Below are 12,779 nucleotides of genomic sequence, written 5' to 3'. Positions count from 1 at the left end.
GTGCCCTCATCGTGCCTCACATTCCGGTGACGCAGTAGCCCGCATCCACGTAGATGGTCTGACCGGAGATGCCGCTGGCCAGATCGCTGAGCAAGAAGGCAGCGGTACCACCCACTTCCATCTGGGTGACGGTGCGGCGCAGAGGAGCCTTCTCCTCCACGTTGTGGATCATCTCGAGAATGCCGCCGATGGCGGAGCTGGCCAGGGTGCGGATTGGGCCGGCGCTGATGGCATTGACGCGCACTTGCTTTTCGGGACCCAGCTCTGCCGCGAGATAGCGAACAGAAGCCTCCAGAGCCGCCTTGGCGACGCCCATCACGTTGTAGTTGGGGATCGCCCGCTCAGCACCGAGGTAGGAGAGCGTGATCACACCGGCCTTCTCGCTGAACAGCGGCTTGGCATGGGCGCAGAGGGGGGCCAGGGAATAAGCGCTGATGTCGAGGGAACGGGCAAAACCTTCAGCGGTGGTGGCGCTGTAGTCACCGATCAGCTCTTCCTTGCCAGCAAAGGCCAGGCAGTGCACCAGCCCGTCGAGCACGCCCCACTTCTCCTTGATCTCGCCGAAGACCTCAGCCATCTGGTCGGCATCCTGCACATTCAAAGGCAGGAACAGGCTGGGCTCGAGGGGAGCGGTGAGTTCGCGCACCTTGGCCTCAAAGCGGCCCTTGTCGTCAGGCAGATACGTGATGCCGAGTTCAGCACCGGCCGCCTTCAGCTGCTGAGCGATGCCCCAGGCAATCGAACGGTTGTTGGCGATGCCGGTGACGAGAATCTTCTTGCCGGTGAGATCAAGCAGCATCGGGACAGACCGGAACGGGTTGAATTCGCGCGATTCTCCCCCATCCCCCGCCAAGATCACCGCTCCTTTGCTGACAAAGGCCGGTGCCCAGCGCTGCGTCACCCCCGATCAACGGCGACCTGCCGCGGCAATTCGCGTCCCGCGATGCCCTCAACACCCTGTTGGCGCAAGAGTTCCCAGGGGCGGAGGGGGAACTCAGCCCGATCCGCGGTGGGCGTGAAGCAGCCGAAGACAAACTGCGGCGCATTGACGCAAGGCGCTACGCCAAAAGTCGCAATCACCTCAAGGGTGCGGTCACCGGGCTGTCGCCCTACATCCGTCACGGCGTGCTGACCCTCGCGGAGGTGCGCGATTCAGTGTTTGCACGGATCCGCAACCGCGATGAGGGCGGAAAGTTGATCAACGAACTCGGCTGGCGGGACTTCTGGCAACGGATGTGGCTCGATCTGGGGGATGGCATCCATGACGATCAGGAACCGTTCAAAACAGGCCATGACGCCGGGGCCTATGCCCGGGAACTGCCGGCTGATGTGCGCGCAGGCAGCACAGGGCTGGCCTGCATGGATGGCTTCCGCGATCAACTGGTGACGACCGGCTGGCTGCACAATCACGCCCGCATGTGGATGGCCGCCTGGCTCGTGCACTGGCGACGGGTGCACTGGAAAGCCGGAGCCGACTGGTTCCTGGAGCACCTGCTGGATGGCGATCCGGCCAGCAACCATCTGAGCTGGCAATGGGTGGCCAGCACATTCAGCCACAAGCCCTACTTCTTCAACCGCGGCAACCTGGAGCGCTACAGCGACGGGCATTACTGCGACAGCTGCCCCAGCGCAAACAGCTGCCCATTCGAAGGCAGCTACGACCAACTGGAGAGCCAGCTGTTCGCCCCGATGCCGGCCATACGGGAGACCGGCAACAACCGCAACCAGCAGCGCAACCGCCAACGCCGGAGCAGCGGAGGCGCCAGTGCCGCCCTGGCCCGTCCCAAGCGATAAGCAGGAGATTCCTCGATGACATTTCAACGCCCGATCCTCTGGATTCACGAGGAGGCCCTTGGTGCCAACAACCCAGCGCTGCAGGCCTGGCCAGAGTCACCAGCGGTGTTCGTGTTCGACACCCGTTGGATCCAAGAGGCACGAATCAGCCGCAAACGGCTCGGCTTCCTCTACGAAAACGCCCTCGACCTTCCCCTCACCCTGCGCAAGGGGGATGTGGCCGATGAGGTGCTGGCCTTTGCCCGTCGCCATCAGGCCGATGGTGTGGTGAGCAGCAGCTCTGTAGATCCACGCCTGGAGCGAATCGGCGAGGCCATCGACGCAGAACTGCCGCTTGAACTGCTGGATCCCGAACCGTTCGTGGAACTGCCGCGGCCACCACGACTGGGGCGGTTCAGCCGCTACTGGCGCGATGCCGAAGCGGTGGTGTGGGAGGGCTACTCACCAGCCCGTTGATCCCTCAGCAGCTGCCGGGCCCGCTTCAATTCCTCCACGGGATTGGTAAGCAGATCTTCCTCCTCGAGTGAGGGCAGCTGCACAGGAACCACCTGCTTATCGTTCCGGGGCGGCTCGATCCACTGCCAGCGGTCTTCCGGAGCGCGGGCCTGGCACAGAGCTTTCAGCTCGCTCTTCAACAGGCCACGCACATCGCGCCGGGCCACGGCATCAAAAAACTCCTCACGGGTCGCCAACCCGGAACTGAACGGTGTGGATCCATTGCCGTTGAACAGACGGGCCGGATCCGGCAGCCATCGGGGACGACACACCCCCGGGAAACTGGTGTCTGTCTCCAGATAGATGTGGACCCCGTAGCCATCGGGCTGATTGACCACAGCTACCCCGTCATGGGGGGAATGGCGCTTTAGAGAGAACAATCGCCAGCTGGGCGGTTCCTTTGGAGAAGCGCAGGCCCCCAGCAGCAGGGCGACTCCCCAAAGCAGTTGCAGGCGCGGCATCCATCACCACCGAAGGTGGCCATCCTGAAGCAGATTCGCTGCATCTGCCTGCGCCTTATGGCCCTGACACCATCCACGATGCCGGCGCTGGGAACAGGCCTGCCTAATTTTGATCTTCCCCAGGTCACCGGCGGCCGGCTGAGCAGCAGGTCTCTGGACCAACGGCCCGTGCTGCTGATGGTGCTTTGTGCCCATTGCCCCTTTGTGAAACATGTGGAGCCCGAAATCACTCAGCTGGACCACGACTTCAGCAATGCGGTGCAGCTGGTGGGCGTCAGCAGCAACAGCCTGATCACCCACCCCCAGGACGGGCCGGAACAACTGGCGGAGCAGGCCCGGCAGCACGGCTGGAGCTTCCCTTACCTGCTGGATGAGCAGCAAACCCTGGCCCGAGCGCTCAGGGCCGCCTGCACGCCGGAGTTCTACCTGTTCTCACCGGATGGCGAAGGCCTGCAGAGCCTGCGCTATCGCGGCCAATTGGACGACAGCCGACCCGGCAACGATCAGCCCCTCGATGGTCGTGACCTGCGGGCCGCCCTCGAGGCCGTGCTGAAAGGATCTTTGGTGAATCCAGACCAAACCGCCTCGGTGGGCTGCAATGTGAAGTGGAGCCCCGGACGCGAGCCGGAGTGGTTCGGCTGAGCCACTTAAGCTTTGCTTTATGCAGGTACCTCCCTTCAGCCTCAGCCAGCAGATCGACGATCTCGGGGTGGACCTCGAAGAGGCGGTGCTCGAGGTGTTGCGCAGCGGTCAGTACATCGGTGGACCGCAAATCAAACGCTTCGAGGAGGCCTTTGCCGCAAGCGTTGGCTGCGAGCACGCCGTGGGCTGCAACAGCGGCACCGACGCTCTGATCCTGGCCCTGCGTGGCCTGGGCATTGGCGCCGGCGATGAAGTGATCACCTGCTCGTTCAGTTTTTTCGCCACGGCTGAGGCCATCAGCGCCGTCGGCGCCACGCCAGTGTTCGTGGATGTCGACCCCGGCACCTACCTGATTGATTTCGATCAGATCGAAGCCGCAATCACTCCCGCCACCAGGGCCTTGATGCCGGTGCACCTGTTCGGGCGTGCGGTGAACATGACGCGGCTGATGGCCATTGCCGAACGCCATCAGCTCAAGGTGGTCGAAGACTGCGCCCAGGCAACGGGAGCACGGTGGAATGGTCAGGGTGTGGGCAGCTTCGGCGATGTGGGCTGCTTCAGCTTCTTCCCCACCAAGAACCTCGGTGCGGCGGGCGATGGCGGTGCTGTCACCACCAGCGATGCCCAACTGGCCCAGGCCATGCGTGAGCTCGCCGTGCACGGCATGCCCGAGCGGTACTTGCACACAAGCCTTGGCTACAACAGCCGGCTGGATGCGATTCAGGCAGCGGTGCTGAACGTGAAGCTGCCGAAGCTCGAGGAGTGGATCAGCAAACGCACCAGCATTGCCAAGCGTTACCGGGATGCCCTTGGCGATCTCAACGGCCTCACCCTGCCGACAGCCGACGACGGCCACAGCTGGAACCAATTCGTGGTGCGCATCGGCAGTTGCCCCAGCGGCCAGCCGCTCTGCAACGCCAGCTGCAACCCCTCCACCACCAGTGCACGGCACGGCATCCCCGAGAGCTGCTGCCGCGACTGGGTCAAGCAGACCCTGCAGGAGCGTGGGGTGAGCACGATCATCTACTACCCCATTCCAATCCACCGGCAGCCGGCCTACGCCCATCTGGGCTTGCAACAGGGCTCCTTACCGGTGACGGAACAGCTCTGCAGCCAGGTGCTGAGCCTGCCGATCTTCCCTGAGTTGAGTGAAGAGCAACAAGAGGCTGTGATCGACACGGTGCGCCAGCTGCTGGCGCCCAACGTGCCGGCCCAGTTCCGTCGTACCGAGGACGGCGATCAGGACCGGATGGTGGCGTAAAGCGCCTTGAACTTCGCCTGCTGCTTCTTGTGGTCCACCAGCGGTTCTGGATAATCGCGCCGTTCCAGGGCTCCGATCTCACCGCTGATCAGATCCTTGGTGTTCACATGGCGCAGTTCCGGCACCCACTGGCGGATGTAGTCGCCGGCTGAATCAAACTTCGAGGCCTGGGTGGCAGGGTTGAAGATGCGCAGGGGCTTGGGGTCCATGCCACTGCTGGCGCTCCACTGCCAACCACCGTTGTTGGCGGCCAGGTCACCGTCCACCTCCAGTTCCATGAAGGCGCGCTCGCCCCAGCGCCAGTCGCAGATCAGGTCTTTGACCAGATAGGAGGCCACGATCATGCGGCAGCGGTTGTGCATCCAGCCAGTTTGGTTGAGCTGGCGCATGGCGGCATCGATGATCGGCATGCCGGTCTGCCCCTCCTTCCAGAAGTCGAACCAGTCCTCGTTGTTCTCCCAGGGGAAGCGGCGCCACTGCTCGCGGTAGGGGCCATCGGCCAGTTCCGGGAAATGAAACAGAGCCTGCTGGTAAAACTCGCGCCAGCCCAGCTCCTGCTCCCACACGGCGATGGCCTGCAAATGCTCCTCGCTGCGGGCTTGCTCACGGGAGTCCTGGGCCGCACACCAGGCCTGGCGAGGGCTGAGGGTGCCGACGCTCAGGGCAGCACTGAGGGTGGAAGTGCCTGCGGTACTGGGGAAATTGCGGTCCGGCTCATAGCCGAGCAGCGGCCCATCACAGAAGCGCGTGAGCTGCTCGAAGGCCGCCACCTCGCCAGGGCGGCAGGGGCAGATCTCAGCGCCCTTGAAACCATGGCTCTCCCGCAGAGCCTCCAGGGACTCACCGGCCGGCAGCTGTGCAGGATCGAGATCCACCAGCCCGGTGGGGGCGGCAACGGTGCTGGGTTGCTTGGCCAGCAACTGGCCGCGCCAGTTGCGCAGGAACGGCCCATACACGCGGTACGGGTCACCACCACCGGTCTTGAGCAGCTCCGGAGCGATCAACAGCTGATCCCAATCCACCACCACTTTGCGGCCATCGGCCTGCAGTTTTTTGGCCACCTGGCGGTCCCGCTCACGGGCATAGGGCTCCACATCGCGGTTCCACACCACAGCCTCAGCACCGATCTGCTGCGCCAGCTGCGGCAACACCGCCACCGGGTCTCCCTTGACGACCAGCAATCGGCTGCCGGCCTCCCGCCAGCGCTGCTGCAGTTCCACCAGGCTCTCGATCAGAAACCACAGCCGGGCCGGCGCCATCGGCGGCAGATGATCCGGCGGGTTGATCAGCTGCGGGTCGAGCACGTACACCCCCGTCACCGCCGGGCTGATGTCCGTAGCTGACACCAAACCCAGGTTGTCCGCCAGGCGCAGGTCGCGGCGGTGCCAGAACAGAACGCGGGAGCTGGTCATCAGAGGCCGAGAAGCTGCTTGGCACGGAACCAAGCGGTAACACTTTTGCCATCGAGCCATTCATCGCCCGATGCCAACGCTGCATCCAGCTCCGCTGGGCTCATCAGCACCACCTCCAGATCTTCGTCGTCATCGCCGGCTGGCGGGTTCTCCAAGGGCGTGAGCTCCCGGGCCAGGAAGCAGTGGATCACCTCATCGGAATAGCCCGGGCAGGGGAGCATCGGCCCCAACACATCCCACTGCGCAGCGCTGTAGCCGGCTTCTTCCCCCAGCTCGCGCTGCATCGATTCCAGTGGATCTTCGCCATCTTCAAGCGTGCCGGCAGGGAATTCGAGCAGGCGGGCCTGCACCGCAAAGCGGTACTGACGCAACAACACCACCTGGCCGTCATTCGTGATCGGCACCGCCAGAGAAGCGCCGGGGTGGCGGATCATCCCGAAGGTGGCCTCGACACCCATCGGCAGCTTGATCCGGTTGCGCTCGAAACGGAGCTTGCGAGCGTCCACCACCTCAACGGTGTCCAGCAGCTCGAACGGTTCCGGTGACGGCAGGGGCGCCATAGGTCACGGGCATTGCTATGGCCCAGCATGACGGGTGAGCCCAGCCCCCCGTGCCGCCTGCCTTGAACCGATCAGGTCCACCACCGCTGGCCCGCCTGCGGCAGATCCAGCTGCTCAAAGCCCTGGCCCGGGAAGCGGGATGGCGACACCTGGCCTGGCTGAGCGGGCTGAGCATCCTCAGCAGCCTGCTCGACATCGCTGGCCTGGGTCTGGCGGTGACGCTGCTGCTGGGCAAGGGCTCACGGGGGATGATTCAGGGCCTGCCCGTGGCAGGGAGTCTGGGAATCCTTGTGGGCCTGATCCTGCTGCGCGGTGTGATCCAGGCCCAGGTGGCCATTCAGCGGGAGCGGTTGCGCTCGGGCTTCACCGATCGGCTGCGGCAGCAACTGCTACACCAGGTGTTCGAGGCCTCCTCGGCTCAGCTGGAGCGGCTTGGGCGCGGCGAACTGCTCGCCCTGCTGATGGCCGACATCAACCGCACAGCACTGAGCTTGGACCAGGCGGTGCGGATGGGGCAGTCGCTACTGGCCATGGGCCTCTACCTCACCAGCGTTGTGCTGGTCGGCCGGGCCACGGCCTGGCCGCTGTTGCTCGCCTTGCTGGCCACCACGGCAGCGGCCCTGCTGCAGCGATCCGGCAGCTGGGGCCTGGGGCGCATTCAGAGTCGCCTGAATGCAGCCCTGCAGCGCACCGTCGGGGACGGGCTGCATGGCCTCAAGGCCCTGCGCGCCGCAACGGCAGAGGGCTGGCTGCTGCAGCGTTTCGCCAGGGAAACGGCGGAGGGGCGTTGGTTGCTGAGGGAACGGGTGCGCCGCCGGGCCAGCTACAACGCCTGGCGCGACACCTTGGTGGTGGCCGTCGCCGGTCTTTGGATGCTGTTTCAAGGAGAGGCCCTGACCGCCGATGCGCTCACCACCACCCTGGTATTGGCTTACCGCGCCAGCGCCTCCCTGAGCACGGTGGTGCAAGCACGCAGACTCTGCCTGGGCAACTTGCCGGGCTATGAGGCCCTGAGCCAACGGCGCGAGCAGCTGATTCCGCGACAGGGCGACGCCAGCAACCAGACGATTGCTGAGGCCAGCCTGATCGGGCTCTCCACGGCGCGCTTGAGCCAGCTGCACTGGAGCAGCAGCGCTAACGCCTCCACCTGCCTGAGGTCGCTTGACCTGAGCGCCAACGGGTTGGTGGCGCTCACCGGCCCCTCCGGCAGCGGCAAAACCACCCTGATCGATCGCTTCTGTGGGTTGCTCAACGAGGAAGACAGTTACTGGCAGCTGAACTGCGCCGACGACACCTGGCGACTGAGCGGGCTGGCCGGGGCGCGGCAGATGCATCAGCTGATTGCCTATGCCCCTCAGAACGCGGTGCTGTTTGAAGCGAGCCTGCACGACAACCTGCTGCTAGGAGCGAATCGGCACCAAGACGACATCGAGACCTGGCTGCAACGGCTGGGGCTGGCCCACCTGCTTCAGCGCCAGGGCGGGCTGGATGCACCGCTCGCCCTGGCGCAAGATCCCTTCTCCGGCGGAGAGATTCATCGGCTGGGGCTGCTGCGGGCCTGGCTCCGCGACAAGCCAATCGAAGTTCTCGATGAACCGACGGCTTTCCTTGATGCCAAGGCCGCTGAGCAGGTTCGTTCGGTGATTCGCGAACGCGCCGAGCAACGGCTGATGCTGATTAGCAGTCACGACCCGGAGCTCCTGGCCCAGGCCGATCAGGTGATCACGGTGCAGCCGAGCCCTGCATCGCTTCCAGCAACGGCGCCAGCACAAAACGCCTGAGATGCAGGCGTGGATGCGGGAGCTGTAGGCGCGGGTGCTCCAGCCGCAGTTCTCCCCAGAACAGCAGATCCAGATCGAGGCTGCGCGGGCCCCAGCGCTGTTCCTGCGATCGGTTTCGGCCGAACTGCTGTTCCAAACCCTGTAAGGCATCCAACAGTTCCAGGGCGGCGGCCACGCTCGGCGGGGCCTGCAGCCCCTCCACCAGCATCACAGCATTGCAGTAACGGGGCTGGTCCAGAGGGCCACCAATGGGGGCGGTGTCGTGCAGGGATGACCAGCGGTAAACCAGCTCTTGACCGGCCCAAGCCCTCAGCAGCTTCTCCAGCAAAGGCCGCACCGCCACCAACGTCTCGCGCGGCGATCCCGCCGCACTGGGCTGGTTCGCCCCCAGCGCCACTGCAACAGAAGCGTCATCGATGGAGGGCATCAGCGAGACTGGCCCGCACGAACGGGCTGAACGCGTCCATGGTGGCAACCGGAGTAGCGGTGAAGGACGATCAGGCCACCCGTGCCTTTCCGCTGGCAGCGATCACGGGCCATGGGACGTTGAAGTTGGCCCTTCTGCTGGCGGCCGTCGACCCTGGGTTGGGCGGTGTGGTGATCGCGGGGGGACGCGGCACCGGCAAATCAGTGTTGGCCCGGGGCCTGCATGCCCTGCTGCCCCCGATCGACATCCTCGAGGCCGATGGGGGTGTGGGGCGCAACCTCGATCCCCAGAACCCGGATGAATGGGACGACGCCACCCGTGAGCGGATCACAGGCGAAGCACCCTCCACGGTGATTCCCGCCCCCTTCGTGCAGATTCCCCTTGGCATCACCGAAGACCGCCTGGTGGGCGCTGTGGATGTTGCAGCCTCCCTATCCAGTGGCAGTGCGGTGTTCCAGCCCGGGCTACTCGCCGATGCCCACCGCGGCGTGCTCTACGTCGACGAGCTCAATCTGCTCGACGACGGCATCGTCAACCTGATGCTGGCAGCCGTCGGCAGTGGCGAAAATCGGGTGGAACGGGAAGGTCTCAGCCTCAGCCACCCCTGCCGGCCGCTGCTGATCGCCACCTACAACCCGGAGGAGGGCAACGTTCGCGATCACCTGCTGGATCGCTTCGCGATTGCGCTCTCCGCCAACCAGTTGGTGAGCACCGAGCAGCGGGTGGAGATCACCAACGCAGTTATCAGCCATGGCCAATGCAGCCGCAGCTTTGCTGAAAAATGGAGCGAGGAAACCGATGCGCTAGCTACCCAGCTGCTGCTGGCCCGCCAGTGGCTCCCGGATGTTCAGATCAGCGGCGAGCAAATCGAATACCTCGTCACCGAAGCCATCCGCGGCGGCGTTGAAGGGCACCGCTCCGAGCTCTACGCGGTGCGGGTGGCCAAGGCCCATGCCGCCCTCAGCGGACGGGATCAGGTGGAAGCTGACGACCTCCAGGTGGCCGTGGCCCTGGTGATCGCTCCGCGGGCGTCCCAGATGCCACCACCGGACCAGCAGATGGAACCACCGCCGCCGGAGGACCAGGAACCGCCACCGCCACCGCCCGAACAGCCCCAGGACCAGGGGGATCAGCAACAGGAGAATCCGCCGCCGCCAGAGGGATCCGACGAGGAGGAGAACGACCCTCCGGAAGACAACAACGACGACGACAACTCCGATGACGACGAGGGTGACGGCGAGGAGGATCAGGCTCCACCGGCGGTACCCGAGGAGTTCATGCTCGATCCCGAAGCGATCGAAGTGGACCCTGATCTGCTGCTGTTCAATGCCGCGAAGGCGAAAAGCGGCAACAGCGGCAGCCGTTCTGTGGTTCTCAGCGACAGCCGCGGCCGCTATGTGAAACCGATGCTGCCCCGCGGACCGGTGCGCCGGATCGCCGTGGACGCCACCCTGAGAGCAGCGGCGCCTTACCAAAAGATTCGCCGCGAACGGGAACCAGGCCGCTCGGTGATCGTGGAGGAGGGCGATCTGCGGGCCAAGCTGCTGCAGCGCAAGGCCGGTGCCCTGGTGGTATTCCTGGTGGACGCCAGCGGCTCAATGGCCCTGAACCGGATGCAAAGCGCCAAGGGTGCCGTGATCCGCCTGCTCACCGAGGCCTACGAAAACCGCGACGAAGTGGCCCTGATCCCCTTCCGTGGCGATCAAGCCGAAGTGCTGCTGCCTCCAACCCGCTCGATCACGGCGGCCCGCCGCCGGCTGGAATCAATGCCCTGTGGCGGCGGTTCACCCCTGGCCCATGGCCTCACCCAGGCGGCCCGCGTTGGTGCCAATGCCTTGGCCACGGGGGATCTCGGCCAGGTGGTGGTGGTGGCCATCACCGACGGTCGCGGCAACGTGCCCCTAAGCACCTCTCTCGGTCAGCCCGAACTTGAAGGCGAAGAGAAACCCGACCTCAAACAAGAAGTGCTGGACGTTGCCGCCCGCTACCGCATGCTCGGGATCAAGCTGCTGGTGATCGACACCGAGCGCAAGTTCATCGGCAGCGGCATGGGCAAAGACCTGGCTGAAGCCGCAGGCGGCAAATACGTGCAGTTGCCGAAGGCCAGCGATCAGGCGATTGCAGCGGTTGCAATGGACGCCATCAGCAACATCTAGAACGCAGGATATCGTGCCTATTGAGCGGTTTGTGCTGGAAAGATTTCGCCAAACAATTCCCCCAAGCCGATGGTGAGATTGCGAACACCCTTCATGAACTCAGGATCACTGGTGAGTTGAGCCACATCGCCACCCACGGCATCGATTGTGGCCGTGAGCTGGGCGGCATTGGCGGCCGTCTGCTTGAGGTCACTCAGGGTCTGGGGATTATCGAGGGAAGCGGCAATGTTGTTCAGATGTGCCGTGGCCACCTCCAGATTGCGAATCACAGGCGCGGCCTTGGCCAGTTCATCCTGCAGCTGCACCGTCAACGCCTCGAATTCCTTCGTGGAGGCCTCAATCTGCTCAAGCGACGCCGCCACATTGGGAATCACCCGCTCGTCCTGAACCTGGGCCAGCAGCGCCTGCATGGTTGCTGTCACGGTGGAGAGGCTGGGAGCTTCTCGTCCCACCACAGTTCCACCGTTGCAGAGCTGGAGCGTTGGCTGGCAAGCGGCCCCGCGGGGCAAGGGGGCGTTCTGAGGAAGTGGAGGTCCAGCGCTGACCAAGGCCACCTGGGCGTCACCCCCAAGCAGCGAGCCCGCCCCCACCGTGGCCGTGACGGGCAGCGGTAAACGCAGATCAGCTTGGTTGATCTCAAGCTCAGCCACCACCGCCTCAGGGGTGACCTCAATCGAACGCACCGAACCCACCGAGATGCCTCTGTAGGTCACAGGGGAACGCTCCGCCAGGCCCGCCGCATCGTTGAAACGGGCGGTGAGCGTCCAATGACTGGACCCCAAACGAAAACCCCGAAGCCACAGGGCAGTGGATGCAAATCCGATGATGCCGCCGATCACCGTGAATCCGACGATGGCATCACGAACGCTGCGCCGCATGGTGGTCAGTGCTCCGCCGGTTGCATCGGTCCGCGCAGGCTACCCGTCCTGAACTGGACGACATAGGGGTTGTCGGTGCTGCGAAACGCATCCACCGAGCCTTCCCACTGAAACCGGCCTTCGTAGAGCATCAGCACACGTTCCGCAGAGCGTTCAATCGTGCTGCGCACATGGCTCACCACCACGGAACAGCCCTGCGCCACGGTGGTGGTTTTCACAATCAAGTCTTCGATCCGCGTGCAAGCCACGGGGTCGAGTCCTGCCGTGGGCTCGTCGTACAACAACAGGGGCATCGACGGATTCCCCCGCTGAGGATCATCAATCAGGGCACGGGCAAAGCTGACCCGCTTCTGCATGCCACCACTCAATTCCCCGGCATAGAGGTGGGCCACGTCATAGAGCCCCACCGCCTCCAGGCAGGCATGCACACGGTCACGAATCTCCTGCCGCGACAGCTGCGTGCGTTGGCGCAAGAGAAAGCCGACGTTCTCCTCAACGGTGAGCGACGCCAACAGAGCGGGGTTCTGAAACACCAGCCGCACGTCCGGTGGATCGGTCTGGTCCAACCGCAGGTAGGTCTGCGGTTGGTTGAACAGGCGCAGCTCACCACCGGTGGGCAGCTGCAAACCAGCCAGGAGACGCAGCACCGTGGACTTTCCAGCCCCGGATGGGCCCACCACGGCCAACCGCTCCCCCGCATGCAGGGTCAGGTTGACCCGATCCAGAACAGGCCGAGGTCCCCACTGCATCGTGAGGTCCCGCATCTCCACGACGGGTTGAGACTGCGGCACGGTCTGGGCCGAAAAACACTGACATCCTGCCGCCTTTCCACAAGCTCCGTACAGTTCGGTGAACTTGCTCATCAAGCCATTCCTTGGCGCTGAAGCCCCCGACAAGCAGACGCCAAGCCCG

The 12,779-nt window shown here is 64.5% G+C and carries 13 protein-coding genes; 6 read left to right on the top strand and 7 right to left on the bottom strand.

Annotated elements, in window-relative coordinates:
* Nucleotides 1-16: 16 nt before the first annotated feature.
* Entirely contained in the window at nt 17-799 is a 783-nt protein-coding gene (gene fabI / locus SynM161_RS01030; protein WP_186541725.1) for an enoyl-ACP reductase FabI, read from the bottom strand.
* 83 nt (nt 800-882) lie between these two features.
* On the opposite strand from fabI, the gene SynM161_RS01025 reads away from it, so the two are divergent.
* Together SynM161_RS01025 and SynM161_RS01020 are read left to right on the top strand one after the other, a co-directional pair.
* Entirely contained in the window at nt 883-1,794 is a 912-nt protein-coding gene (locus SynM161_RS01025) for an FAD-binding domain-containing protein (RefSeq protein ID WP_186541724.1), read from the top strand.
* Between the two features lie 15 nt (nt 1,795-1,809).
* A complete protein-coding gene (locus SynM161_RS01020; RefSeq protein WP_115009586.1) occupies nt 1,810-2,250 on the top strand; it encodes a hypothetical protein in 441 nt (146 codons plus the stop codon).
* On the opposite strand, the gene SynM161_RS01015 is transcribed toward SynM161_RS01020, so the two are convergent.
* Nucleotides 2,232-2,750, bottom strand: a complete 519-nt coding sequence (locus tag SynM161_RS01015) for a hypothetical protein (RefSeq protein ID WP_115009587.1) — start codon at nt 2,748-2,750, stop codon at nt 2,232-2,234. The genes SynM161_RS01020 and SynM161_RS01015 overlap by 19 nt on opposite strands.
* 57 nt (nt 2,751-2,807) lie before the next feature.
* Here SynM161_RS01015 and SynM161_RS01010 point away from each other — a divergent pair, with 57 nt between their 5' ends.
* The gene (locus SynM161_RS01010) at nt 2,808-3,392 is read left to right on the top strand and encodes a thioredoxin family protein (protein WP_186542329.1); all 585 of its coding nucleotides are present in this window, start codon (nt 2,808-2,810) and stop codon (nt 3,390-3,392) included.
* Between the two features lie 19 nt (nt 3,393-3,411).
* Nucleotides 3,412-4,653, top strand: a complete 1,242-nt coding sequence (locus SynM161_RS01005) for a DegT/DnrJ/EryC1/StrS aminotransferase family protein (protein WP_186541723.1) — start codon at nt 3,412-3,414, stop codon at nt 4,651-4,653.
* On the opposite strand, the gene SynM161_RS01000 is transcribed toward SynM161_RS01005, so the two are convergent.
* Nucleotides 4,632-6,065, bottom strand: a complete 1,434-nt coding sequence (locus SynM161_RS01000) for an FAD-binding domain-containing protein (RefSeq protein WP_186541722.1) — start codon at nt 6,063-6,065, stop codon at nt 4,632-4,634. The genes SynM161_RS01005 and SynM161_RS01000 overlap by 22 nt on opposite strands.
* Complete coding sequence (locus SynM161_RS00995; protein ID WP_114988091.1) at nt 6,065-6,625, bottom strand: NUDIX hydrolase; 561 nt, start codon at nt 6,623-6,625, stop codon at nt 6,065-6,067. The genes SynM161_RS01000 and SynM161_RS00995 overlap by 1 nt, the downstream gene beginning before the upstream one ends.
* Before the next feature lie 62 nt (nt 6,626-6,687).
* Between SynM161_RS00995 and SynM161_RS00990 the strand changes: the two genes are divergently transcribed.
* Nucleotides 6,688-8,406, top strand: a complete 1,719-nt coding sequence (locus tag SynM161_RS00990; RefSeq protein WP_255441832.1) for an ATP-binding cassette domain-containing protein — start codon at nt 6,688-6,690, stop codon at nt 8,404-8,406.
* Here SynM161_RS00990 and folK read toward each other — a convergent pair.
* Nucleotides 8,348-8,833 carry a 2-amino-4-hydroxy-6-hydroxymethyldihydropteridine diphosphokinase gene (gene folK, locus SynM161_RS00985; protein WP_186541720.1) on the bottom strand — a complete coding sequence of 162 codons (486 nt, stop codon included), beginning with the start codon at nt 8,831-8,833 and terminating at the stop codon, nt 8,348-8,350. The two genes, SynM161_RS00990 and folK, sit on opposite strands and share 59 nt — an antisense overlap.
* A 38-nt stretch (nt 8,834-8,871) precedes the next feature.
* Here folK and SynM161_RS00980 point away from each other — a divergent pair, with 38 nt between their 5' ends.
* Nucleotides 8,872-10,989, top strand: a complete 2,118-nt coding sequence (locus SynM161_RS00980) for a putative cobaltochelatase (RefSeq protein ID WP_186541719.1) — start codon at nt 8,872-8,874, stop codon at nt 10,987-10,989.
* 17 nt (nt 10,990-11,006) lie between these two features.
* Here the strand turns inward: SynM161_RS00980 and SynM161_RS00975 are convergent, their stop codons facing one another.
* Nucleotides 11,007-11,867 carry an MlaD family protein gene (locus SynM161_RS00975; protein ID WP_186541718.1) on the bottom strand — a complete coding sequence of 287 codons (861 nt, stop codon included), beginning with the start codon at nt 11,865-11,867 and terminating at the stop codon, nt 11,007-11,009.
* Nucleotides 11,868-11,872: 5 nt separating this feature from the next.
* On the bottom strand, nt 11,873-12,631 hold the full coding sequence (locus SynM161_RS00970; RefSeq protein ID WP_186542328.1) for an ABC transporter ATP-binding protein: 759 nt from the start codon (nt 12,629-12,631) through the stop codon (nt 11,873-11,875).
* Nucleotides 12,632-12,779 lie beyond the last annotated feature (148 nt).

This window comes from Synechococcus sp. M16.1 (assembly GCF_014279895.1).
Classification (GTDB): domain Bacteria; phylum Cyanobacteriota; class Cyanobacteriia; order PCC-6307; family Cyanobiaceae; genus Parasynechococcus.
This window is presented reverse-complemented; position numbering and strand designations above follow the sequence as displayed.

What these genes read in the sequence shown, in the direction of transcription:
- fabI (WP_186541725.1), bottom strand. Translation starts at nt 799, where the DNA reads ATGCTGCTTGATCTCACCGGCAAGAAGATTCTCGTCACCGGCATCGCC.
- SynM161_RS01020 (WP_115009586.1), top strand. Translation starts at nt 1,810, where the DNA reads ATGACATTTCAACGCCCGATCCTCTGGATTCACGAGGAGGCCCTTGGT.
- SynM161_RS01015 (WP_115009587.1), bottom strand. Translation starts at nt 2,750, where the DNA reads ATGCCGCGCCTGCAACTGCTTTGGGGAGTCGCCCTGCTGCTGGGGGCC.
- SynM161_RS01010 (WP_186542329.1), top strand. Translation starts at nt 2,808, where the DNA reads ATGGCCCTGACACCATCCACGATGCCGGCGCTGGGAACAGGCCTGCCT.
- SynM161_RS01005 (WP_186541723.1), top strand. Translation starts at nt 3,412, where the DNA reads ATGCAGGTACCTCCCTTCAGCCTCAGCCAGCAGATCGACGATCTCGGG.
- SynM161_RS01000 (WP_186541722.1), bottom strand. Translation starts at nt 6,065, where the DNA reads ATGACCAGCTCCCGCGTTCTGTTCTGGCACCGCCGCGACCTGCGCCTG.
- SynM161_RS00995 (WP_114988091.1), bottom strand. Translation starts at nt 6,625, where the DNA reads ATGGCGCCCCTGCCGTCACCGGAACCGTTCGAGCTGCTGGACACCGTT.
- folK (WP_186541720.1), bottom strand. Translation starts at nt 8,833, where the DNA reads ATGCCCTCCATCGATGACGCTTCTGTTGCAGTGGCGCTGGGGGCGAAC.
- SynM161_RS00980 (WP_186541719.1), top strand. Translation starts at nt 8,872, where the DNA reads ATGGTGGCAACCGGAGTAGCGGTGAAGGACGATCAGGCCACCCGTGCC.
- SynM161_RS00975 (WP_186541718.1), bottom strand. Translation starts at nt 11,867, where the DNA reads ATGCGGCGCAGCGTTCGTGATGCCATCGTCGGATTCACGGTGATCGGC.
- SynM161_RS00970 (WP_186542328.1), bottom strand. Translation starts at nt 12,631, where the DNA reads ATGCGGGACCTCACGATGCAGTGGGGACCTCGGCCTGTTCTGGATCGG.